General features: G+C 63.0%; 23 protein-coding genes. 5 read left to right on the top strand and 18 right to left on the bottom strand.

Features of this window, described 5'->3' with window-relative positions; genetic code table 11:
- Positions 1–120: 120 nt before the first annotated feature.
- From BM400_RS15640 to aroB, 5 genes are all read right to left on the bottom strand, one after another.
- The gene (locus tag BM400_RS15640) at positions 121–987 is read right to left on the bottom strand and encodes a PASTA domain-containing protein (protein WP_089840465.1); all 867 of its coding nucleotides are present in this window, start codon (positions 985–987) and stop codon (positions 121–123) included.
- Positions 988–1,087: 100 nt separating this feature from the next.
- Positions 1,088–2,548, bottom strand: coding sequence for a cation diffusion facilitator family transporter (locus tag BM400_RS15635; RefSeq protein WP_089840463.1), 1,461 nt, complete (start codon positions 2,546–2,548; stop codon positions 1,088–1,090).
- Between the two features lie 63 nt (positions 2,549–2,611).
- A complete protein-coding gene (locus BM400_RS15630; protein ID WP_089840461.1) occupies positions 2,612–3,898 on the bottom strand; it encodes an MFS transporter in 1,287 nt (428 codons plus the stop codon).
- A 179-nt stretch (positions 3,899–4,077) separates the two neighbouring features.
- A complete protein-coding gene (gene ubiE / locus BM400_RS15625) occupies positions 4,078–4,860 on the bottom strand; it encodes a bifunctional demethylmenaquinone methyltransferase/2-methoxy-6-polyprenyl-1,4-benzoquinol methylase UbiE (RefSeq protein WP_089840459.1) in 783 nt (260 codons plus the stop codon).
- A gap of 172 nt (positions 4,861–5,032) precedes the next feature.
- On the bottom strand, positions 5,033–6,130 hold the full coding sequence (aroB, locus tag BM400_RS15620; RefSeq protein WP_089840457.1) for a 3-dehydroquinate synthase: 1,098 nt from the start codon (positions 6,128–6,130) through the stop codon (positions 5,033–5,035).
- 105 nt (positions 6,131–6,235) lie between these two features.
- Between aroB and BM400_RS15615 the strand changes: the two genes are divergently transcribed.
- On the top strand, positions 6,236–6,979 hold the full coding sequence (locus tag BM400_RS15615) for a TIGR03435 family protein (protein ID WP_245781896.1): 744 nt from the start codon (positions 6,236–6,238) through the stop codon (positions 6,977–6,979).
- Here BM400_RS15615 and BM400_RS15610 read toward each other — a convergent pair.
- On the bottom strand, positions 6,976–7,455 hold the full coding sequence (locus BM400_RS15610; protein ID WP_089840452.1) for a hypothetical protein: 480 nt from the start codon (positions 7,453–7,455) through the stop codon (positions 6,976–6,978). The genes BM400_RS15615 and BM400_RS15610 overlap by 4 nt on opposite strands.
- 108 nt (positions 7,456–7,563) lie before the next feature.
- Between BM400_RS15610 and BM400_RS15605 the strand changes: the two genes are divergently transcribed.
- Both BM400_RS15605 and BM400_RS15600 read left to right on the top strand, forming a co-directional pair.
- The gene (locus BM400_RS15605) at positions 7,564–7,953 is read left to right on the top strand and encodes a RidA family protein (RefSeq protein WP_089840449.1); all 390 of its coding nucleotides are present in this window, start codon (positions 7,564–7,566) and stop codon (positions 7,951–7,953) included.
- Positions 7,950–9,173 carry an aminotransferase class V-fold PLP-dependent enzyme gene (locus BM400_RS15600; protein ID WP_089840447.1) on the top strand — a complete coding sequence of 408 codons (1,224 nt, stop codon included), beginning with the start codon at positions 7,950–7,952 and terminating at the stop codon, positions 9,171–9,173. The genes BM400_RS15605 and BM400_RS15600 overlap by 4 nt, the downstream gene beginning before the upstream one ends.
- Here BM400_RS15600 and BM400_RS15595 read toward each other — a convergent pair.
- Positions 9,145–10,077 (bottom strand): TerC/Alx family metal homeostasis membrane protein, encoded by a 933-nt coding sequence (locus tag BM400_RS15595; RefSeq protein ID WP_089840444.1) that lies wholly within the window; start codon positions 10,075–10,077, stop codon positions 9,145–9,147. The genes BM400_RS15600 and BM400_RS15595 overlap by 29 nt on opposite strands.
- Positions 10,077–10,856, bottom strand: a complete 780-nt coding sequence (pgeF, locus tag BM400_RS15590) for a peptidoglycan editing factor PgeF (RefSeq protein ID WP_089840440.1) — start codon at positions 10,854–10,856, stop codon at positions 10,077–10,079. The genes BM400_RS15595 and pgeF overlap by 1 nt, the downstream gene beginning before the upstream one ends.
- Positions 10,857–11,091: 235 nt before the next feature.
- On the opposite strand from pgeF, the gene aroE reads away from it, so the two are divergent.
- On the top strand, positions 11,092–12,669 hold the full coding sequence (aroE, locus tag BM400_RS15585) for a shikimate dehydrogenase (protein WP_089840437.1): 1,578 nt from the start codon (positions 11,092–11,094) through the stop codon (positions 12,667–12,669).
- Between the two features lie 71 nt (positions 12,670–12,740).
- Here the strand turns inward: aroE and BM400_RS15580 are convergent, their stop codons facing one another.
- From BM400_RS15580 to hfq, 10 genes are all read right to left on the bottom strand, one after another.
- Positions 12,741–13,265: a GNAT family N-acetyltransferase gene (locus tag BM400_RS15580; protein WP_175529053.1), complete on the bottom strand. Its 525-nt coding sequence runs from the start codon at positions 13,263–13,265 to the stop codon at positions 12,741–12,743.
- Between the two features lie 4 nt (positions 13,266–13,269).
- Entirely contained in the window at positions 13,270–13,704 is a 435-nt protein-coding gene (gene atpC / locus BM400_RS15575) for an ATP synthase F1 subunit epsilon (RefSeq protein ID WP_089840433.1), read from the bottom strand.
- 54 nt (positions 13,705–13,758) lie between these two features.
- Positions 13,759–15,198, bottom strand: coding sequence for a F0F1 ATP synthase subunit beta (gene atpD / locus BM400_RS15570; RefSeq protein ID WP_089840431.1), 1,440 nt, complete (start codon positions 15,196–15,198; stop codon positions 13,759–13,761).
- Between the two features lie 26 nt (positions 15,199–15,224).
- On the bottom strand, positions 15,225–16,316 hold the full coding sequence (locus tag BM400_RS15565) for a F0F1 ATP synthase subunit gamma (RefSeq protein ID WP_089840429.1): 1,092 nt from the start codon (positions 16,314–16,316) through the stop codon (positions 15,225–15,227).
- A gap of 3 nt (positions 16,317–16,319) precedes the next feature.
- A complete protein-coding gene (atpA, locus tag BM400_RS15560) occupies positions 16,320–17,864 on the bottom strand; it encodes a F0F1 ATP synthase subunit alpha (RefSeq protein ID WP_089840427.1) in 1,545 nt (514 codons plus the stop codon).
- 39 nt (positions 17,865–17,903) lie between these two features.
- Positions 17,904–18,443, bottom strand: coding sequence for an ATP synthase F1 subunit delta (gene atpH, locus BM400_RS15555; RefSeq protein ID WP_089840425.1), 540 nt, complete (start codon positions 18,441–18,443; stop codon positions 17,904–17,906).
- Positions 18,443–19,174, bottom strand: coding sequence for a F0F1 ATP synthase subunit B (locus BM400_RS15550; protein ID WP_245781895.1), 732 nt, complete (start codon positions 19,172–19,174; stop codon positions 18,443–18,445). The genes atpH and BM400_RS15550 overlap by 1 nt, the downstream gene beginning before the upstream one ends.
- Complete coding sequence (locus BM400_RS15545) at positions 19,174–19,638, bottom strand: F0F1 ATP synthase subunit B (protein ID WP_089840423.1); 465 nt, start codon at positions 19,636–19,638, stop codon at positions 19,174–19,176. The genes BM400_RS15550 and BM400_RS15545 overlap by 1 nt, the downstream gene beginning before the upstream one ends.
- Positions 19,639–19,854: 216 nt before the next feature.
- A complete protein-coding gene (hflX, locus tag BM400_RS15540) occupies positions 19,855–21,351 on the bottom strand; it encodes a GTPase HflX (RefSeq protein WP_089840421.1) in 1,497 nt (498 codons plus the stop codon).
- Between the two features lie 90 nt (positions 21,352–21,441).
- Positions 21,442–21,756 (bottom strand): RNA chaperone Hfq, encoded by a 315-nt coding sequence (gene hfq, locus BM400_RS15535; RefSeq protein WP_089840420.1) that lies wholly within the window; start codon positions 21,754–21,756, stop codon positions 21,442–21,444.
- Between the two features lie 190 nt (positions 21,757–21,946).
- On the opposite strand from hfq, the gene BM400_RS15530 reads away from it, so the two are divergent.
- The gene (locus tag BM400_RS15530) at positions 21,947–23,086 is read left to right on the top strand and encodes a DegT/DnrJ/EryC1/StrS family aminotransferase (RefSeq protein ID WP_342714594.1); all 1,140 of its coding nucleotides are present in this window, start codon (positions 21,947–21,949) and stop codon (positions 23,084–23,086) included.
- The last annotated feature ends 44 nt before the right edge of the window (positions 23,087–23,130 follow it).

Below are 23,130 nucleotides of genomic sequence, written 5' to 3'. Positions count from 1 at the left end.
GAGTGGGCCTCGGTTGAGTTTCGCGGCTTCACACCCACATCTCAGAATCGAGATGTGGGGCACCCGGGTTTGTGGCTTCCCTGAGCTATGACCGCAGGACCCCAGCCATCCGGATGATTCTTACGGAGCAGGGGTTGGAGTGGCCGGGGTAGCGTCGACGGTGGGGGTGGGGTGGGAGAAGGCGAGGTGGACGCCGTCGCCTCGGGTGACTTTGTGGCCGGCCAGAGGGAATTGGGCGACTACGTTGCCGGTTGGGTAGGTGAAGGTTGGGGTGACGGGGACGGCATCCTGGTAGGCACCGCTGGCAGTGGCGGGGCTCGCGGAGCCGTCGGGGTTGGCGGCCGCTACGGCCACGGGGTCGGGAGTGCGGATGATGTGCAGACCGGCGGCGGCGGCGCGGAAGCTGGCCACGGCGAAGGAGGTGCCGGTGAGGTTGGGCATGACGAAGGTATCGGGGGAGGCGGCGTCGGGGGGCTGGGAGATGAGGAGCGAGACGCGGGGGCCATCTACGTTCGTCGCGTTGGGCGGGGGGGACTGGGCGAGGACGGTGTCGGGCGGCCCGTCGGTGGGGAGGTAGGAGACGGTGCCGAGCTCCAGGGTGAGGCGCTTGATGGCGATGGTGGCGGAGCGCTCGGACTGGCCGATGGTGTTGGGGATCTGGACCTGCTGGGATCCGAGGGATTCGGTGACGCGGACCTCGGAGTCGCGGCGGACGGTCTCGCCGGGAGAGGGGGACTGGCTGATGAGGTGGCCGGCGGGGATGCTGGTGGAGTAGAAGCGGTTCTCGATGTTGAGCGAGAGCCCCTTGGAGCGGGCGCGCTTCTGGGCGTCGGGAACGGACAGGCCGGAGAAGCTGGGGACGTCGACCTCACGGCCGTGAATGGCGAGGCGCATGGTAATGAAGGCGGAGAGCAGCGCAACCGCCAGCATGGCGAGTGTGCCGAAGGCGAGGTTGAAGAGGCGGAGGATGCGGAGTTGAGTGCTCATAGGGGCAGATGTACGTTGTCAGTTCTAGGTTGTAAGTTGTTCGTTTGCGGGTTTGAGTTGTTTGGTTTCTATCGAGGGATCCTTGGAACTCAGAACTGTTTCATCTCCGGTTGTCGGTGGCAGGTTCGGGGTGGATGAGGAGGCGGGCGACCTCGGGATTTTCGAGCTTGAAGCTGCCTTCGAGGGCGGTGATGATGTCGTGGACCTCGGACATGGGGAGATCGTCGGGCAGGGTACAGTGGCAGTTGACCTGGATACGGTCCGATCCGTGGGAGGGCATGTGGGTGACGAGGACGTCGTGGATGTCGAGGATCTTGGGGTAGGCGCGGGCGGCGGTGCGGAGGCGGCGCTCTAGCTGACGGTCGTGTTCGAGGACGGCGGGGTGGAGGATGGTGGCGGGCTCGGACTCGATGTGGGTGAGGATGGTGGAGATGGCGGGGACCTCCAGGCGCATGTCGGCCTCGAGCTTGGTGACGAGGTCATGGGCCTGACGCAGCGGGAGGGTCTCGTCGACTTCGAGATGCTGCTCGACGTGGAGGTGTCCGTCGTATTGCTGGACGGAGACGTCGTGGATGGAGAGGTTGGCGCGGGCGGCGACGGCGCGGATGCGGTCGTGGACAGACTCGGCGAGGGAGGCGGTGGGGACGGAGTGGACGACGACGTCGGCGCCGGGGTAGAGGAGCTGGACGGCGGCGGTGGCGGCCATGGTGATCTGCTCGGAGCGCTGGAAGGTGACGTTGCGGGGGATGCCGAGGGTAAGGTCGGCGAAGTAGGTGGCTCCGGAGCGGCGGGTGCGGAGGCGGTCGACGGAGATGACGCCGGGGATGGCGAGGAGGTCGTGGATGAGTTGGCGGCGGATCTGCTTACGGGTCTCGGGCGGGGTGGCGTCGAGGAGGTTGTCGATGGTCTTGCTGGCGAGGGCGTAGCAGACCTTGAGGATGATGAGCGAGACGACGAGGGCGGCGATAGGGTCGGCGAGCTCGAGCCCGGGGATGTGGAAGCGCTCGCCGGCGTAGGCGGCGGAGAGGCCGAGGAGGACGGCGAAGGAGGACCAGATGTCGGTGCCGAAGTGAACGGCGTCGGCCTCGAGGGCTTCGCTGGCGTAGGCGACGGCGACGCGGTGGAGGTTGCGGGAGCGGGTGTAGTCGACCGCAATGGAGAGCAGAAGAACGACTATGGGCCAGGGGGACATGACCAGGGCGAGGTGGGTGCGGCCGAGGATGCGGTGGAGGGACTCGTAGACGATCCAGATGCTAGAGATGAGCATCAGGCCGGTCTCGACGAAGGCAGAGAGGGACTCGATCTTGCCGTGGCCGTAGTTGTGGTCCTCGTCGGCGGGGCGGTCGGAGACGTTGACGGAGAGCAGGGTGATGGCGGCGGCGATGAGGTCGATGCCGGAGTGCGCGGCCTCGGAGAGCATGCCGAGCGAGCCGGTGAGGAGGCCGGTGATGAGCTTGAGGAGGGTGATGCCGAAGGCGGCCAGGACGGACGAGAAGGCGGCGGCGCGCTTTTCGGCATGCGGAGCGGGCACGGCTGCGTTCGGTTGTGCCGTGAGGCTCATAGGGGCAATCGTACAGGGTTCGGCGGTGGGATAGATGGCCGGAACCACTTGGTAACAGGATTTTTAGGCGGGCCTCGACCTTGTGCTGAGATAGATCATGATGCCGGCGGCGAGGAGCATCGGCACGGCCATGGCGAGGAGACCGTGCTGGTAGTCGCCGGTCAGGTCGCGGGCGAAGCCCATCCAGTAGGGGCCCAGGAAGCCGCCGAGGATGCCGATGCTGTTCATGGCGGCGACGGCTGCGGCGCCACGGCGACCGGCCAGGAAGCTGCTGCCGATGGACCACAGGGGCCCCTGATAGGAGTAGTTGCTGACGACGATGACGAGGAGCGATGTGAGGGAGACGACAGGGTTGGTCGCCAGGCCGAAGACGACGAAGGCCGCGGCGATGACGATGCAGGCGGGGATGACGTGGGAAAAGGGACGGCGGCGGCGATCGGCGATGGCTGCGCTGATAAGCATGGCGACGGCACCGACGAGGCTCATTGCCGCGATGAGGTAGCCGACGTTGGTGATGGGGAGGCCGGTGACTTTCTGGACGATGGCCGGGGCGGAGAAGCTGTAGGCGTAGCCGGAGGCGAGGGTGAAGAAGATGAAGAGGCCGAGGAGCCAGACGCGGGAGTCTTTGAAGGCGGGGGCCAGGGCGTGGGTGGATGGGTCTTTGGGGGCGGGTACGCGGGTCATGATGGCGTCGCGCTCTTCGGGGGTGAGCCACTTTGCCTGGGCTGGGGTTTCGGGCAGCAGGAGGAAGAAGAGTATGCCGAGGATGACGGCGGGGAGGCCTTCCACGATGAAGAGCCATTGCCAGCCGGCTAGGCCGAGGTGTCCTTGCAGGTTGAGGAGAGCGCCAGCAACGAGGCCCATGAAGACGGAGGACAGAGGGAAGCCGATGTAGAAGCGGGAGACGGCGCGTCCGCGCTGCTCGGGCGGAAACCACTGCATCAGGTAGAAGACGACGCCGGGAAAGAAGCCTGCTTCCGCCATTCCAAGGAAGAAACGGGCCGCGTAGAACTGGAGCGGCGTTCGGACGAAGACCATGGCCATGGCGATGAGGCCCCAGGTGACCATAATGCGGGCTAGCCAGCGGCGGGCACCGAAGCGGTAGAGCAGGAGGTTGGACGGGATCTCGCAGGCGGCGTAGCTGAGAAAGAAGAGGCCCGCTCCAAAGCCGTAGACAGTGTTCGAGAAGTGCAGGTCGCGGTTCATCTGGAGCGACGCGAAGCTGATGTTCACTCGATCCATGTAAGCGGTGGCGTAGCCGAGGCCGATGAGAGGGAGCAGACGCCAAGAGGCTTTACGAAGGGCCGAGCGGGTGACGGGGTCTGAAGCAGGAGCAACGTCCACAGTCATGAGGCTTCTCGTCGTTTGAATAGCCCTTGCGGGTTAGTCGGACGATAGCATGGCTTTCGCTCTTATAGTGGGGATTTGTGGAGGAGAAGGGGGAGTGGGCGAGACTTCGCTGAGATGTGACGGAGGACCCCACCCTCTCTCGCCGGCGCGCCGCCGATCTGAGGATGGGCACCCGTCGACTAGTGGCAGGGCTTGGTAGCGCGGTAGAGGCCTGCTGTGCCGAAGGTGTAGGGGGTCCAGGAGGACTTGATGTAGCCAGCTTCGCCGATGAGCTGCAACATGCGCGGTGCGCGGGGAAAACGCTCCACGGAGGCGGGCAGATAGGCGTAGGCAGCCTTGTCGCCAGAGAGGATGCCGCCGATGAAGGGCAGGATCTTTTTGAAGTAGAGCGAGTAGGCCGAACCGATGGTGCCATCAGGCTGGTTGCATTCGAGGATGCCGATCTGGCCGCCGGGACGCAGGACGCGATGGAGTTCAGCGAGTCCCTCGGCGTAGTTGGCGAGGTTGCGGAAGCCAAAGGCGGAGGTGATGAGGTCGAAGCTGTTGTCCGGGTAGGGCAGGTGGAGGGCGTCCGCTTCGACGAAGACGGCGTTGGCCTTGGCATGCTTGGCGCGGGCGCGATCGAGCATCTGCGCGGAGAAGTCGACGCCGGTGACCGGGGCTCCCTTGCAGGGGCGGAGCTTGATGAGGGCGCCGGTCATGTCGCCGGTGCCGCAGCAGAGATCGAGCACACGGGAGGCGGGGTCGCGGAGAACAGGCAGGAAGGCGCGCGATGCGCGCAGCCACCAGGTACGATCGAGGCCGACCGAGAGGATGTGGTTCAGGCGGTCATAGCTGGGAGCGATGGTGTCGAACATGCGCTGGACGTTGACGGAGGCGCTGAGTTCGTCGGCTGTTCCGGCGGGGCGGGCGCCTGTGACCAGGGTGTGCGGGGTGGCGATCGTTTCGGGTGCAGTGGACATACCAGTTTTAAGAGTACGCCTAATATACGCAAGAGAAAAGAGTCGGTCGGTCTCTGCCGGCTATAGATCCCGGTTTGTGGGCTGGAGCAAAACAAGGCACAAGCAGGATCGAAAGGATGAAGGCGGATACGAACAGCAGAAGCTTTGCCTTGATCCGCCTTGCATCTGCTCCTTACGCCTTGTTTTTCATCTCATGGAGCATGGACTGCGTTGCCGTCAGGAGCTCGGCGTCGGTGACGTCGAAGACGATCTCCGTCGAGCCGATGCCCGTGGTCAGGACGAAGGCCCGGCGGCCGCTGCGGCGCTTCTTGTCGGACGCCGTGAGGGCTACGAGCTTCTTTGCGGTTGCCTTGAACGGAGGCAGGGGGCCATACGCGTAGACGAGCGTGGCCATGCGGTCGAACTCGGCCTGGGTGATGAGGCCGCGGTTGAGGCTGACGTGCAGGGCGGCAATCTGGCCCCAGCCAATGGCCTGTCCGTGGAGGAGCACTTTGTACTCTGTGGCGGACTCGATGGTGTGTCCGATGGTGTGGCCGAAGTTGAGGATCATGCGCGGGCCGGATTCGCGCTCGTCGATGTTGACGACGTTGGCCTTGACCTGCACGGACGCGGTGACGACGCGGGTGAGGGCCTTGACGTCAGGCTTTTTGGCCAGGATCGCCTCGGTTTTTGTTTCGAGGAAGCGGAAGAGTTTGGGGTCGCGGATGATGGCGGCCTTGACCGACTCCTGCAGTCCGGAGCGGAGCTCGGCGGCGGGAAGGGTGAGGCACAGCTCGGGGTCGACGAGGGTGGCGAGCGGATGATGGAAGCTGCCAATGAGATTCTTGCCCGCGGCGAGGTTGACGCCAGTCTTGCCGCCGACCGAGGAGTCGACCTGTGCCAGGAGCGTGGTCGGGACCTGGAGATAGGGGATGCCGCGCATATAGATGGCGGCGAGGAAGCCGGTCATGTCGCCGAGGACGCCGCCACCGAAGGCGATGAGCAGCGAGTCGCGGTCGGCACCCTTCTGCGCGAGCTGTTCGGCCAGGCGCTCGACGGAGGGGAGCCGCTTGTGGCTCTCGCCCGCGGGGAGGAAGAGCACCTCGGGGGGCGTGGGAAAGCTGGCGAGGAAGGGCTTCGACCAGAGCTTCCAGATGTTGGGCGAGGTGATGACGAAGAGGCGCGACTTCGGGGAGAGAGTGCGGACCCGGCGGTGCAGGGTGCGGAGAAGGCCGGGGCTGATGACGACTTCGTACTGGGCGGTGGGGGTGGTGACTTTGATCGAGGACACTGTACCTGTATCGTATCGCGTTCGTGGAGGAACTTCCCGGTGGTATCGTCCGTAGCAGAACGCATGATGCCTGTCTGGTTTCGCGCTGGATGTTCGCTCTTCCTTATGCTTTGCCTCGCACCGGTTTGCCTGATGGCGCAAACGGTCGCGGCGGCCCCGGCACCTGTACCGTTCGAGGTCGTCTCGATTCGACCGCATCAGCTTACCGGGAACGACCCCTCTGACCGGAAGATCCTGCCCGGTGGACGCTTCGTGGCGAGGGCGACGAGCGTGCGTACGCTCATCCGTATCGCCACAGGGCTTGACGATAACCGCATCTCCGGGGCCCCGGGCTGGATCGACGGTGAGTTGTTCGATATCGATGCCACGACCGCCGATCGCGCGGAGGTGAAGACGGCGTCACAGTTCCAGGGGCTGATTCTCTCTCTGCTCGAAGAGCGCTTCCAGTTCAAGTTCCACCGTGCGGAGAAGGAGGGGCAGGTGTACTGGCTGGAGGTGGACAAGCCGGGGAAGCTGGGCCCTTCTCTGAAGCTGAGTGCCGAGGATGCGAAGCCGAACATGAGCGTCAATGCGAACAGTGCGAGGACGCAGATGAAGGTGTCGAGCATGTCGATGACGGATATCGCGGCGGGGATGAACCGTCAGGTCGGGAAGCCGGTGCAGGACCATACCGATCTGAAGGGCCTCTACGACTTCCAGATCGAATGGTCTGCTGAGGACGCCCCGAATGCGTCGAGTCCTTCGCTGTTCACGGTTGTGAAGGAGCAGCTTGGTTTGAAGCTGCAACCGGCAAAGGGTGTCATCGGCACGATGGTGATCGACCGGGTGGAGCGCCCGTCCGACAACTAGAGCAGCAAGAGTAGAAGAGGGATGACGATGCCGGCCGCGAGCGTGGCCGTAATCACCGAGGGGCGCCGCGAGAATTTGTAGGCCATGTAGAGTCCGGTGAGCGTAGAGAGGAAGAGACTGATCGCGACGAAGAGGAAGAAGATCTTCATCGGGAGCAGGTTCTTCGCCTTCTGGGGCGCGACTGGTGAAGGAGCCGGAGTGGGTGTGGGAACAGGAGCGGGCACCGTCTCCGGTTTGGGGGCGGGCTTGGCCTCTGACTTGCGTTGCGGGACGACGAGTGTCTGCTTCTTGTGAAGCTGGCCGAGCTCGACGAGGATGGCGGGCGGCTTGTAGCTGCTGCCCCGGGTAGTCTCGTGCAGGGAGAAGGTCTGGACGGCCCCCGTGAAGGCGAAGAAGAGCAGGGCCGGGGCGAAGAAGACGCCGGTGTAGAGGTGGAAGACGCGGGCAGACTTCAGCAGGGCGTGTGGGGTCGGCATGAGAGTGATCCTAGCTTCGCATGGCTTGCGCCGATTGCACATGAAGTTTTCGTCATAGGGCCGGAGGGGTTGGTATGCTTGGGGCATTCGAGACAAAAGGCGGGCGCAATGGGAGCGGTAGAGCTTTCTTCGGCGAAGTTTCCCTTCAGCACGGCACTGTGGATGGGCGATACCTGCTCGATCAGCGGGCATCTTGGCATCGATCTGGCGACGGGGGCGGGGCCAGACGACCCGGAGGCCGAGGCGCGGCTGATGATGGAGAACTTTCGCTCGACGATCGTTGGGGCAGGGATGAGCATGGACGACCTGGTTTCGGTCGAGGTGTTCTGCACGGACCTGGCGCTGTTTGCGACGTTCAACGCGGTGTATCTGGAGTTCTTGACCGAGCCTTATCCGGCGAGGGCTTTTATCGGGATCAAGGACCTTCTGTTTGCGCGGCGCTTTGAGATTCTCGGCACGGCGATCCAGGGTGCGGCAGCGGGAAAGAGGCGCGGATGAATCGTCGGGATGTGTTGAAGATGGGTGGTGCAGCGATGGCGTTGCCGGCGGTAGGGATGGTTGAGGGCGGACTGGCGGGTGTACGCGGGCACTTCGGCACGACGGTGCGGAGCGGCATCTGCCTGAACAACGCGCGGTGGCATCCGCTGAGCGATGGCGCGGCACAGTCGATCGAGGAATACATCGCGTACAAGAAGCGGGGCATCTGGAATCCGCCGGATATGGTGAGCGAGACGCAGAGCCAGGTGAAGGCGGCGTTCGCGCGGCTGATTGGCGCTTCGGCGGCGGAGGTAGGGTACTGCAACTCGACGATGGCGGGCGAGAACATCGTCGTCAACGGGCTGATGGAGAAGCTGCAGGCGGGCGGGAATATCGTGACGGACGGGCTGCATTTTGAGGGCTCGCTGTACATGTACGAGGCGCTGTCGCGGCAGGGGATCGACGTGAGGGTGGTTCGGCCGAAGGACTGGGCTGTTACTCCCGAAGCGCTTGCGGCGGTGGTGGACAAGAAGACGGTGCTCGTGGCGGTTTCGGCTGTGTCGTATGTGAATGGGTTCTCGCACGATCTGAAGGCTGTGGGGGATCTCGCGCATGCCCATGGGGCGTATCTGTATGCGGACCTGGTGCAGGCGGTGGGGGCGGTGCTTCTGGATATGAAAGCGCTCGGGGTCGATTTCGCGGCGTCTGCCAGCTACAAGTGGCTGATGGGCGATATGGGAGTCGGCTTCCTGTATGTGCGGGAGGGACTGCTGGGTGCGGCGCTGAAGAGGACTGTGTGGGGCTACAAGGAGCTGTCCGAGAACGCGTATCACGAGTTTCCCGGGGATACGCCCGGGGATGAGGTGTTCTCGTGGACCCAGAGGAAGGACGTGGCGGGCTTCTCCGAGCTGGGGACGTACTCGAATACCACGGTGATGGCGCTGAAGTACTCGCTGGGGTATCTGGAGAGGATAGGCGTGGCGAGCATCCGGCGGCATGGCGATGCGTTGAAGGCCAAGGTGAAGGTTGGTCTGGCGGCCAAGCCGGGGTTCGAGTGCATCACGCCCGCTGGAAGCGTCGGGCCGATTGTGACGTTCCGGGTTGGGGATGCCGAGACAGCGAAGAGGAGGCTGGCCGGCGCGAAGGTGGATGTTTCCTGGACGTCGGACCGCATGCGGATTTCGCCGTCGGTTTACAACGATGCAAGCGACGTTACGGCGTTGCTGGCTGCGCTGGCTTAGCTGGAAACGCCAGCGAGAGCCCTGTCGTGATGCCCAGCAGACCGAGGATGACTGCCAGCGACGAGAGCGGGCCAAGCTCGAACCATCGGGTGGCCAGCATCTTGATGGCGGCGAACGCGAGCACCGCCGCCAGTCCGTAGTGCAGGAAACGCAGCTTGGCCAGCATGCCGATGAGCAGGAAGTAGAGCGAGCGCAATCCCATCACCGCCATGATGTTCGAGGTGTAGGCCAGGAACGGGTGGCGCGTGATCGAGAGCACAGCGGGGATGGAGTCCAGGGCGAAGACGAGGTCGGTTGCCTCGATGGCGATCAGCGCGAGGAAGAGCATGGTCATGCGGCGGTGGCCGTCTTCACGGGCGAAGAAGCGGTCGGTACGCAGGCTGACGGGGTGAATGCGGGAGATCCACTGGATCCAGACGGGGGGCTTGGAGTCGGATGTCTCGTGGCTGGGAAAGAGCAGGCGGATGGCGGCGTAGAGAAGGATGAGGCCGAACGCGTAGGAGACCCAGTGGAAACGCTCCAGCAGGCCGATGCCGCCGGCGATGAAGGCGCCACGCATGACGATGGCTCCGGAGACTCCCCAGAAGAGCACGCGCGGCTGATGGGAGCTGTCGATCTTGAAGACGCCGAAGAGAAGCAGGAAGACGAAGAGGTTGTCGATGGAGAGGGCTTCTTCGAGGGCATAGCTGGCGAGGTACTCCGACGTGCTCTGTCCGCCCAGAGTGGCGTAGACGAAGAGCGCGAAGGCCAGAGCGGCGCCGATCCAGAGCGCGGTGGCGACGAGCGATTTCTTGTGGATGGGACTGTGTTTGTGCGTGCGGTAATAGACCAGTTCCACCCCGAGCAGGACGACAAGACAGAGGTGAAAGCCGATCCAGTGGGAGATGGGGGTGGTTGCAGGCATTAAGCCATGGTATCCGATGGAGATACAGCGATGACGGACATCATGCGCCCAGTGACGCCGTTCTCGGCGCGGTAGGAGAAGAACGCGCGGCGGCCTTCGAAGGAGAAGGTGCTTGCGGTACACAGGTTCTTGATGGAGATGTTCGCCGAGGGAACTCCGGCTGACATAAGCTGGCGGCGGTTTGCCTGCCACAGGTCGAGCTTGCGGTTGCGAAAGAGCTCCGAAGCGTAGGAGAAGGTCTCGTGGAAGCGCGTGATGACCTCGTCGCCCACCATGTAGCAGCACGGTCCGATGCTTGGTCCTATGGCTGCGAGCAGGTCTTCGGGGTCGCTCCCGTAGGTCGCGCGCATATGCTGGACGCCCTTCTCGACGATTCCGGCGACCGTGCCGCGCCAGCCAGCGTGGAAGGCTCCGACCGCCCGCTGTTTTCGGTCGGCGATCAGGACGGGGACGCAGTCCGCTGTGAGCATCGCCAGGAAGACGCCGTGGAGGGCCGTGGTGAGGCCGTCGGCTGGCTCGAGGGGGGTGCTGGTGTCGGTGACCGCACGCGTGATGTCGGAGTGGATCTGGCGCGTGTTCCGGAGGGGCCAGTCATGGCCGGGAGCGATGCTTTGCAGGAAGAGGCGGCGATTCTCTTCCACCTTGGCGCGATCGTCTTCCTGCGTGAAGCCGAGATTCAGATCGTCGGGCTGGCCGTAGACGGTGCTGACGCCCCCGGCGCGGGCACTGAAGCCGTGGCGAAGCCAGGGAAGAGCGGTGAGTTGGGCAGCCTGGAACATGGCCTGATTCTACTTGGCTCAACGTAACAGTTACCCCGTGGATACGCATGTAGTGGAAAACGGCGTGACTTTTCAGCGAGGTTGGCGTCTGATACAGGTTGCCCGGTATGGGACGGCGGGCTTTTTTTGCGCTACGATTTCAACTTGATTGATTTCGCAGCGTTTTGTCGACTGTTGCATCCAAGTGAGCGGGCCTATAAGATACCCGCGGTTGTCCAAGAAGTGAGAACGAATATTGCCTAGTCCAAATACACAATTTCTGCGCTCCCGCATCGGTAAGGTCTGTGTGGCCATCACCGGATCTACGCCTGCCGAGATGATTGAAAAGGCCGGCGCCGTCGTCAAAGAAACTTCGTTTATCGAATTTCGTCTCGACTACCTGGAGAAGCCCCTCCTCGCCCTGCCGAAGCTGAAGGCCTTCTTCACCGAACACGCCGAGGTCACGGCGATTGCCACCTGCCGGCGCGAGGCGAACGGCGGCAAGTTCGCCGGGAACCTGGCGGCGGAGATCGACGTGCTGATCAAGGCTGCGGGTTCGGGTTTTTACATCGTCGACCTGGAACTGGAGTCGGCGGAAGAGGCGAAGAAGGGTGAACTCGAGAAGCTGAAGGAAGCCGGGGCCGCGCTGATCGTGAGTTATCACGACTTCAAGGCGACTGGAAATCTCGACGCGATCTACAAGCGGATCGAGCCGTTTCACGCGGACTTCGTGAAGATCGTCCCGACCGCGAAGCACCTGACCGACAACGTCACGTTGATGCGCTTTATCGAGCGGATGAGCGATTCGGCCAACATCATCGGCATCTGTATGGGCGACGCCGGGGTGATCTCGCGCGTCCTCGGCGTGCGTGCAGGCAGCGCGTTTACGTTTGCTGCCGCGACCCAGGGCGAGGAGACCGCTCCAGGGCAGATTGCGGCCCGGACGCTGATTGAGACGTACCGGCTTGACCAGGTGGATGCCGCGACCAAGGTCTACGGTGTGGTCGGGAATCCAGTGAAGCATTCGATGTCGCCGGCGATGCTGAATGCCGCGTTTCGCCGGGAGACGGTGAACGCGGTCTACCTGGCGCTGCAGACCACCGATCTGAAAGATCTGATCAAGCTGGTGCAGGATATCCCGCTGCAGGGACTGAGTGTGACGATGCCGTTCAAGCAGGACATTCTGCCGTTCCTGGAGAATACGGACCCCCTGACGGCCAAGATCGGCGCCTGCAACACCGTTCTGCGCGCGCAGGATGGCAAGCTGTACGGATTCAATACCGACGTTGCCGGCATCACGGTGCCGCTTGAGCGCCGGATGCCTCTGAAGGGTGCGAAGGTGCTTCTGCTGGGTGCTGGCGGATCGGCGCGTGCCGCGGCCTTTGGCCTGAAGGAGAAGGGCGCGGAGGTGCATATCCTGAACCGCACCGCCGAGACTGCTGCCAAGCTCGCCAAACAGGCGGGTGCGAAGGTCATCAAACGCGAGTTGCTGGCGAAGACTGCCTTCGACATCGTCATCAATTCGACTCCGGTTGGCATGGCGGGCAACAAGAGCGCGCAGCTTCTCGATGAGAAGGAGCTGAATGCGAAGCTGGTGTTCGACCTCGTCTACAACCCGATCGAGACGCCGTTGCTTCGCCTGGCGCGGCAGAAGGGCATTCCGGTCGTCACTGGTGTCGAGATGTTCGTGCAGCAGGGCGCGCGGCAGTTCGAGATCTGGACAGGGAAGCCTGCTCCGGAGGAAGAGATGCTGCGGGTTGTCCTGCATGCGCTGAAGCAGCAGCAAGAGGCTGCCGCGGCAGAGGCTCCGGCGAAGGCGGCCAAGGCAAAATAAGGCTGCATCATCCGCGCGCAGGGTGCGCTCCAACCCGGTCGCCGAGGTCGTATAGCCCTCTGGCTGGATCGCTAGGAGCGCAGCGGATTATCCAGACGATACGCCGGATGCTGCAGGCCTGTGGGTTCGTAGAGTTCGTCGTGGGTGTAGCGGTAGCCGAGGCTCTGGACGAGCCGGGCGGACGCGGCGTTTTGCGGATGATGCCGGACCAGGATGGCGGGCGTGTGGAGCACCTCGAAGCCGTAGCGATGGATAGCCTCGGCGGCCTCCTGCCCAAAGCCCCGGCTCTGGTAGAGAGGCCGGAGGTGGATGCCCATCTCCAGCTCCGTGGCGTGCGACGGATGGGGCCGTAGCCCCGCGCATCCGGCGAAGTCGCCATCCTCCAACCGAAAGACAGGCCAGTACTGGATGCCGGCGGAGGCTTGCGTGGCTTGCTCCCGAGCGAGGCGGTCACGGCAGTACGCGGTCGAGAACGGGCCGCCGATCAAGCCGGTGGCGGCAGGGTCGGTCCAGAGTGCGACCGCCAGAGACAGGTCCGCCCCGGACCATGTACTGAATCCGAGGCGGCTGGTGGTGAGAAAGTAAGTGCGGGACACTGGATTAAGCGGTGCGGCCCTCGGCGGAGGCGATCTTCTCCTCGGCCTGACGGGTGAGGGCGTTGGCTTCGTCGTACTGGTCGCCGTTGTCGCCAGCCTCATTCCACATCTTCTGGGCTTCCTGGAGTTCGGCGCTGGCTGCAGCCTTGTCGATCTCTGCCGGGACGACCGCTGTCTCGGCGAGGATGGTAACGCGTTCGGGAAGAACTTCGACGAAGCCCCAGGCCACGAAGAACTTCTGCTCGTGCGAGCTTCCGCCGTGCAGGCGCACTTCGCCGGCGCCAAGCTCGGCCAGGAGCGGGGCGGCGCCGTAGAGGGCTTCGAGATAACCGGACATCGCGGGCAGCTCGACGGCCTCGGCGGTCGCGTCTAAGAGAACGCGGTCGGGCGTGACGAGACGAACCTGAAGAAGACCGGATTGATTGATTGCTTCTGCCATTACCTTGCCTTTAGCCTCTCGCTCCCGAGGTCATCGAGAGCGAGAGGCAGGTGTTTATGCGTTCTTCATCTTTTCAGCAGCGGCGAGAACGTCCTCGATGCCACCCTTGAGGTAGAAGGCCTGCTCAGGAATCGAGTCGTGCTTGCCCTCGATGACTTCCTTGAACGCGCGGACGGTGTCCGCAACCTTCACGTACGCGCCGGGGATGCCGGTAAAGATCTCCGCGACGTGGAAGGGCTGCGACAGGAAGCGCTGGACCTTGCGGGCGCGCGCCACGGTGATCTTGTCCTCTTCCGAGAGCTCGTCGATACCGAGGATGGCGATGATGTCCTGCAGATCCTTGTACCGCTGAAGGATGCGCTTGACGCCCTGCGCCACATCGTAGTGCTCCTGGCCGACAACGCGCGGGGACAGAATGCGCGAGGTAGAGGCAAGGGGATCGACGGCCGGATAAATACCAAGCTCAGACAGGGGACGCGAAAGCACGGTCGTTGCGTCCAGGTGGGCAAAGGTTGTGGCCGGCGCGGGATCGGTAAGATCGTCGGCGGGCACGTAAACGGCCTGCACCGAGGTGATCGAACCCTTCTTGGTCGACGTGATGCGCTCCTGCAGTTCGCCCATTTCGGTGGCGAGGTTCGGCTGGTAGCCCACGGCGGACGGCATACGGCCGAGCAGCGTGGAGACCTCGGAACCGGCCTGGGTGAAGCGGAAGATGTTGTCGATGAAGAGCAGGGTGTCGGCGCCTTCTTCGTCGCGGAAGTGCTCGGCGACCGTCAGGCCGGTGAGCGCCACGCGCAGACGCGCCCCTGGGGGCTCGGTCATCTGACCGTAGATCAGCGCGGCCTTGGACTTCGTGAAGTCGTTGATATCGATAACGCCCGACTCCTGGAACTCATGCCAGAGATCGTTGCCCTCACGGGTACGCTCTCCGACGCCGGCGAACACGGAGAAACCACCGTGCTGCTGCGCGACGTTGTTGATGAGCTCCTGAATGACGACGGTCTTGCCGACGCCGGCGCCACCGAACAGGCCGATCTTGCCGCCTTTGAGGAAGGGCTGGATGAGATCGATGACCTTGATGCCGGTCTCGAACATCTCTTCCGAGGTCGACTGCTCGTCGAACGCGGGCGCCTGACGGTGAATCGGCATGTGTTTCTTGGCGTTAACCGGTCCAAGCTCGTCGACGGGCTCGCCGAGAACGTTGAGCACGCGGCCCAGGGTCTCACGGCCAACAGGCACCGAGATGCCGGCGCCGGTGTCGATCGCCTTCATGCCGCGAACCATACCTTCGGTCGCCACCATGGCGATGCAGCGCACACGGCCTTCACCGAGGTGCTGCTGCACCTCCACGATGACCGAGAGCGGCTGGGGGACGGTAAATCCGTCGCTGACGATGCGCAGCGCCTGGAAGATCGGCGGCATGTGCGACTCTTCGAACTGGACGTCAACGGCCGGGCCGCTGATGCTGATTACTTTTCCGATGTTTTCTGCCATAGTCTCTTTCGCTTACAGCCTTCGCGTTATAGCGCTGCTGCGCCACTTACGATTTCGATGATTTCCTTGGTGATTGCTGCCTGGCGCACGCGGTTCATGGTGAGCGACAGGGAATCGATGAGGTCGCCGGCGTTCTTGGTGGCGGCGTCGGTTGCGGTCATGCGGGCGGCGTGCTCGGCTGCCACGCTCTCCAGGAGGGCGTGGAAGATCTGCGTGGCCACGTAGCGAGGCATGAGGTGCTTGAAGAGCTGCTCCGGCGACTGGTCGAAGATGTAATCGACGTCGGCGTTGCCGAACTTCTTCGCTTCCTTCTCCATCACCGACTCTTCAGGCTCGTTGACGCTGATGCCTTCAGAGGCTGCGGACTTTGCCGCCGCGTCGCGCTGCTCCTCGCTCATATTCTCAGCGGCGGTGATCTCATGCGACCCCAGCTTGCGGATCGGCAGAAGCTTCTCGACGACGACGCGCTGCTGGATGACCGATTTGAACTCGTTATAGACCAGGTAGACGGCGTCGATCTCGGTCCGCTCATAGCGCTCGATGATCGAGTGAGCGAGCTTCGTGACGACATCGAACTCGGTCTTGCCAAGAAGGTCGAGGTGTTCACCGGTGACTTCGATCTGCTCCACACGATGACGGATCGTCTCGTAGTGCGTGGAGAGCTCGTTGTCGTAGTGCTCTTCCGTCTTCTCGTAGTTGGCGGCAGGGAAGCGCTTCTTGTAAAAGCCGACAGCCTTCTTGCCGATGGGCTCGAGGTCGACGTTCTGTCCCGCAGCGGTACGCTCCAGGAAGAACTTCTGCGCGGCCTTGCCGATGTTCGAGTTGAAGCCGCCCGCGAAGCCCTTGTCACCAGCGATGACGAGCAGCAGGACGTTTTTCTCTTCACGCTCGGCCAGGAGCGGGTGAACGATCTCGCCCGTCTGGGCGTTGTACAGGTCGGTACGGCGGACCAGCGACTCAAGCACGTTCGTGAGCATCTGCGCGTAGGGTCGTGCCTGCATGGCACGCTCCTGTGCGCGGCGCAGCTTGGCCGCCGAGACCATCTTCATGGCCTTGGTGATCTGCCGCGTGTTCTTCACACTGCGGATGCGGCGACGTAGATCGAGGACGTTTGCCATGGATTACTTCGCGACCGCCTTATCCTTGAGACCTGCGAGGAAATTCGCCTTGTACTCCTTGATCGCGTCGGTCAATTTGCCCTTGAGCACGCCGGGCTTATCGAACTCCTTCTTCGTCTTGATCTCTTCCAGAATCGCGGGCTGTGCGCTCTCGATCCAGGGGAAAAAGCCATCCTCGAAGGCGCGAAGGTCCTTGACCTCAACATCGTCGAGCAGGCCATTGACGCCGGCGAACAGGATTGCCGTCTGCTTTTCGGCAGGGAGCGGCTGGTACTGGGGCTGCTTCAGAAGTTCGGTGAGGCGCTGGCCGCGGTTGAGCTGCTGCAGCGTTACCTTGTCGAGATCCGAGCCGAACTGCGAGAAGGCGGCGAGCTCGCGATACTGCGCGAGATCGAGCTTCATCGTCGCACCGACCTGTTTGGTGGACTTGTAGGCAGCGGCGAAACCGACGCGCGATACGGAAAGACCGACGTTGACGGCGGGACGGATACCCGAGTTGAAGAGATCGGTCTCGAGGAAGATCTGTCCGTCGGTGATCGAGATCACGTTGGTCGGAATATAAGCCGAAACGTCGCCGGCCTGCGTCTCGATGACGGGCAGGGCAGTGAGCGAACCGCCGCCGAGCTTATCGGAAAGCTTGGAGCTGCGCTCCAGAAGTCGGGAATGCAGGTAGAACACGTCTCCGGGGTATGCTTCGCGCCCTGGCGGACGGCGGAGGAGCAGAGAAATCTCGCGGTACGAAGCGGCGTGCTTGGAAAGATCGTCGTACATCACCAGCGCGTGCATGCCGTTGTCGCGGAAGTACTCGCCGATGGCGGTTGCGGCAAATGGTGCCAGATACTGCATCGGAGCGGGCTCGGAGGCAGTCGCGGCCACGACGATGGTGTACGCCATCGCGCCGTTCTCTTCGAGCGTCTGCACCACCTGGGCAACCGACGAGCGCTTCTGGCCGATGGCGCAGTAGATGCAGATCAGGTTGTTCTTCGCGGAATTGATGATGGTGTCGAGCAGGATGGCGGTCTTGCCGGTCTGGCGATCGCCGATGATGAGCTCACGCTGGCCGCGGCCGATCGGAATCATCATGTCGATGGCCTTGATGCCGGTGGCCATGGGCTCGGTGACGCCCTGACGATCGATCACGCCGGGAGCGAGACGCTCAACGGGAAGGAACTCGGTCGTCTCGATGGGGCCCTTGTCGTCGATGGGCGCGCCGAGCGCGTTCACGACGCGGCCGATCATCGCCTTGCCAACCGGCACGGACATAATCTTGCCCGTACGCTTGACCTGATCGCCTTCGGAGAGCTCGGTGTAGTCGCCCAGAAGCACGGCACCGACCTGGTCCTCGTCGAGGTTCATGGCGAGACCCGCAACGCCGTGGGGGAACTCGATGAGTTCGCCGGCCATGACCTTGTCGAGACCGTGTACGCGAGCGATACCGTCGCCCAGAGAAATGACGGTGCCGACTTCGTCGACCTGAATCTTCTGTTCGTAGCTTTCGATCTGCTGACGAAGCAGCTCGGTTATCTCATCTGCCTTGATCTGTGCCATATCTTCTCTTTTACTCGTTTTCTTCGTACGAAACTTGGGTTATGCGTTGATCAGCTTTGTCTTCAACTGCTGCAACTGCGCCCTGACGGATCCGTCATACACGGTGGATCCGATACGGACGACAACTCCGCCGAGCAGGGTGGAATCCTGATGGTACGCGGTGCGAATCGCCCCGCCGGCCAGCGCACTGATGCGTGCCTCGAGCTCGACGCGGTCGGCATCGTTCAAGGGGCGGGCCGTAGTGACTTCAGCGTCGGTGATCGAAGCGGCCTCGTCGGCGAATGCTGCGAACTCCGCGATGATCTCCGGCAGATCGTGCAAGCGCTCATGCGTCATGATGACCGCAATGAAGTTGCGAACCTGCGGATAGACACCGATCTTGCTCGTGACGGCATCGACGATCTTGAGCTTCTCCGGTGCCGCAATCGACGGATTGCCAAGGAACTCATGCAACTCAGGGCTTCCGAGCAGCGTACCGGAGAAGTCTTCCAACTGCTGCTTGGCAAGCTGGGCGTCGAGATGGGCTGACCTGGCGACATCGCCAAAAGCGTGGGCGTAGCGAAGGGAGACGGTCGACATTAGTTCTGCCCTTCCTTCGACTCATCCGCGCCGAGGTTGCGGGCAAAGTTCTGCACCAGAAGACGGTCCGTCTCGGCCGAGATCGTGAGCTTGCGCGCGGCCTGCTCGATGGCAAGCTCGGCGGCGTACTTCTGAATCTGACGCTGCGCATGAATCGTGGCGGCGGAGATCTCCTGTTCGGCGGCGGCGAGGATCTTGGCCTTCTCATCCTCAACCGAAGCCTTGATGCGCGCCTCATCCTTGACCGAATCGGCCTCGGACTGAGTCTTCATCGCGGAGATCTGAGCATCCAGTTTCGACAGGCGCTCTTCCACACTGTTCAGACGGGCGGAGGCCTCTTCGGTGGCCGTGCGGGCGTCGACGAGGTGCTTCTGGATGGCGGAGTTGCGATCCCGGAAGGTCTTCGGCAGCGTCTTCACCAGGAAGAGGCCAACCAGACCTGCGAGCACCACGAAGTTCACGACCGTGAAGGTGGTTGCCGCCTGCTCGGCGTTGAGACCGAACAGCTTGCCGAACTTCTGCACCGAAGGCGACTTCAGGTACGCGTCGTTCTCGTCCTCGGCTTCCTTCTTCTGCTCGGGGCCGGCGGCCTCGGGAGTGGACTTCGCGCCCGAAGCGGTGACGTGCTCGGGAGCTTCCTGCATCGCGTGTGCGAAGGGGAGTGTGCCGAAGAAAAGAGCCGCGACGAAGGCGATGCGGAGGGAATTCTTGATTGCAAAGGAGAGGCGCATTACTGGGTGGCCTCCGTGGAGATGCCCGCGGGAAGAACGGCGCGCATCACCTGTTCGCTCAGGGCTTCGGAGAGGGCTTCGATCTGCTGGCGGGCGGTGGCAGCCGTGCGCTCGATCTCGGCGCGGGCTGCGGCAACGCGCTGCTGCGTGGCGGTACGAGCCTCTTCGAGGGCGGCATCGCGCTCGGCATTCCACTGCTTCAGCTTGGCTTCGCGCGCGGAGAAGATCTCCGAGCGGGCAGCGCGCAGCTTGTCTTCGTAAACCTTGGTCTCGGCTTCCGCAGCGGAGATGGCTCCCTTGGCCTGCTCGATAGCACCCGAGGTGCGGGCGCGGCGCTCGGCCAGGACCTTGTCCAAGGGCCGGCGCACGAGAAGGCCGTACGCGATGACGAGGAGGATGAACAAGATCATGGTCGGCACGGAGCCGAGCACAAGATCACCGAGTTGATTGAGAATCTGATCCATTGTTTGGGTATCGCCGGTCGGTCTTGAACCGTCTTGTTGCAGACTACGCGTTGGGTGTGGCTGAATCCGGTGCGCGAGATCGCCATGTGGGCCGGTCCGGCAGGGGTGTTTAGGTCGCGGTACCTACTATTTTTAGCAAAGGGGTTGGGGGAGTGTCAAACAACATGATTCCGCTATTCGCGCAGGTTGCTCGATAAACGCACCGGGTGCCCCCGATCACGCAACGACTTCCGTTTCTCGCCCGGAACGCTCCCGAAAACGGCGGTAGCGATTGAGCAGGGAAGCCGGCCCGCGCACCTCCAGGAAGACCAGATTTCCCTCAAAACGCTTCGTTTCAATCACGGCCCCTGCCTCGAGCGACGCCAGAATCGCGCCTTCGGACTGCGGAAGCCGGAGGCGCGACTGGATCAGGGGGTCCACCACCAGCGCGTCGTCGATGGCGGCAATCAATGCCGGAAGACCCACCTTCGCAAGCCCGGAGACAAGGATGTCGCCGGGGATATTCGACAGATTTTCACGTTCGCGCGGACCGACGAGGTCGATCTTGTTCAGCACCTGCAGAACCGTCTTTCCTTTGACCTCCAGCTCGGCGAGGACCTTCTCCACCTGTGCCTTCTGCTCATCGCGCATCTCGGACGAGGCATCCTGGATATGCAACAGAATCTCCGCCCGCTCTACCTCCTCAAGCGTGGCCCGGAAGCTGGTGACGAGCTGGTGTGGCAGATTGCGGATAAATCCGACCGTGTCCGAAAGCAGGATCTTCCGTCGCGAGGGAAGCGTAAGCTGACGCAGCTTTGGGTCGAGCGTGGCGAACATCCGCGCCGATTCCAGCACGCCCGCCTCGGTCAACGCATTGAACAGCGTGGACTTACCGGCGTTGGTGTAACCCACCAGGGCAACTACCGGTACTGGGACCGCCTCGCGCCGCTGCCTCTGCTGACGGCGAATCCGCCGGACCGCCTCGAGCTGCTCCTTGATGCGATCGATGCGGATGTTGATCTTGCGGCGGTCGGTCTCGAGCTGGGTTTCGCCCGGTCCGCGGGTGCCGATACCGCCGCCGGTCTGGCTCATGGCGCGACCGCGTCCGGAGAGGCGGGGAAGCTGGTATTCGAGCTGGGCGAGCTCGACCTGCAATTGGCCCTCACGCGTCCTGGCGTGCCGGGCGAAGATGTCCAGGATGAGCTGCGACCGGTCGATGACGTGGCAGGGCATGCGCGCTTCGATATTACGGAGCTGCGACGGCGTGAGGTCGTGGTCGAAGAGGACAAGCGACGCCCCCGTGGAGGTCACGATCTCAACGATCTCGTCCAGCTTGCCCTGGCCCACCAGGGAGCCGGGATCGGGCTTCTGGCGGCGCTGCACGATGGTGGTCGCGATGGTCGCCCCGGCGGAGCGGGCAAGCTCCTCGAACTCGGCGCGCGAGGCGTCGAAGTCGAGGTCATGGATGTTTTCGGCGGCAGGGTCCTCGCCGGCCAGCAGGGCAGCGGTGTCGCGGGCGAGTCGCGCAGCGGTAGTAAGCTTCTTGCGCTTCTGGTCGGCCGTGAACTCCACCGCGACCAGCACGGCGAGCTCGGACTGCTGATGTTCGGTGAGCGAACGGCGTTCGCGGGCCGCAATGGCGGCTTCCTGGGCTTCGGCGGCTTCGACGAGTGAGCGCCGCTGTGGACGCTTGGTCTGTTCTTCTTCGTGCTGCGGAGATTTCTTTTTACGCAAAGAGGCCTTCTAGAGGGTAAAGACGCGAAGGCATCGGCGGGGAGCATGCCGATGCCTTGCTGGAAGGAGGATTCATTGTGGTGCGCCGTATCAATGATCGGTGGCAGCGGAGACCGGCTCATGCACATGCACGGGAGCAGGAGCATGGCTGATGGAGCTGTGCCGCGGTTCGGACTTGCCTTCGCCGTGGCTGGCGGAACGGCCACTGACCACCGTGGAGATGGCGTGTTTGAAGATCAGTTGCTCCTGGCTGTTGTTTTCAAGCAGCACGGAGTATTTGTCGAAGGACCGGATCTTGCCGGTGAGCTTCACGCCACTGACCAGGTAGATGGTGATGGGGCTCTTGTCTTTGCGGACCGTGTTGAGAAAGGTGTCCTGGATATTCTGTGCTGGCTTTGAATCCATAGGTTTAGAGCTCCTTCGAATCAAGTTGTTCAGTTGTGAAAGTGCGACAAAAAAGGTCAAGGAACCGGCCGGGGAGCTACCGGTTCCACCGCGCCTCGTATCGACAGGCGTCTCTCAGATACAAGCCAACCAACGATACGACCATCCACGCGGAATTTCAAGCCGAGAGGGGCGTTGTAGGATGGACGGAGTGACGCCCGCAAAAGTTACCCCCGTTCCGATGCTCGATTTCAGCCGCCAGTTCGCGACCATTCGCGAGGAGGTTTTGGCCGCGGTCGAGACAGTCTTGACCTCCCAACGCTTCATCCTCGGTCCCGAAGTAGAGTCGTTTGAGCGCTCCGCCGCCCTGTCCTGCGGCGTTCCCCACGCCATTGGATGCGCCAGCGGCACGGATGCGTTGTGGCTGGCCATGGCCGCCGCCGGGGTCGGCCCCGGAGACGCGGTCGTGACCAGCCCGTTCAGTTTTTTCGCTACGGTCAGCTCCATCCTCCGCTGTGGTGCCCGCCCGGTTCTGGCTGACATCGACCCGCAGACGTTCAACCTGTCTCCACAGACTGTGGGCGAACTGTTGCGTGGCGGGGAGACGATCAAGGCTGTTCTGCCGGTGCATCTCTATGGCCAGTGCGCAGACTGGGATGCCTTCTCCACGTTGCGCGAGGAATTTGGCGTGACGCTGGTCGAAGACGCCGCCCAGGCCTTTGGCGCGGAATGGCGTGGTGTGAAGGCTGGTGCTCTCGGGGCCTCGGCTGCATTTTCGTTCTATCCCACCAAGAATCTCGCGGCGGTTGGCGATGCGGGCCTCGTGACGACCTCATCCGAATCCATCGACGAGCGCGTGCGCAGCCTTCGCGCCCATGGCATGAAGCGCCGTTACTATCACGATGAGGTCGGCTGGAACTCCCGTCTCGACACTATTCAGGCTGCCGTTCTCGAGGTGAAGCTGAAGTACCTGCCGGAAGGCAACCGCAAGCGGCGGGCCCTGGCCGCGGGCTACGCGGAGATGTTCGCAGCGGCCGGTTTGACGGGAAAGGGAATCGTCCTCCCGTTCGAGGACTCTCGCGGCACGCACGTGTACCACCAGTACGTGATCCGGGCTCCGAAACGGGATGCCCTCCGTGCTTTCTTGGCCGAGCGGAAGATCGGCACGGAGGTCTACTACCCCTTGTCGCTTCATCAGCAGGTCTCGCTGGTCGACCTCGGCTACAAAACGGGAGACTTTCCCGAGTCGGAGCGTGCGGCGGAAGAAGTCCTCGCTCTGCCGATGTATCCGGAGTTGCGGAGCGACGAGCAGGAGATCGTTGTCGGCGCGATTGCGGAGTTTTTCCGCTAGATCACTGCCGGTTCGTCATGCTTCCAGGGAAGTATCAGGAGCCC

The organism is Granulicella pectinivorans (assembly GCF_900114625.1).
Classification (GTDB): domain Bacteria; phylum Acidobacteriota; class Terriglobia; order Terriglobales; family Acidobacteriaceae; genus Edaphobacter; species Edaphobacter pectinivorans.
Note: the sequence above shows the minus strand (reverse complement) of the source record. Positions and strands in the feature narration are given on the sequence as shown.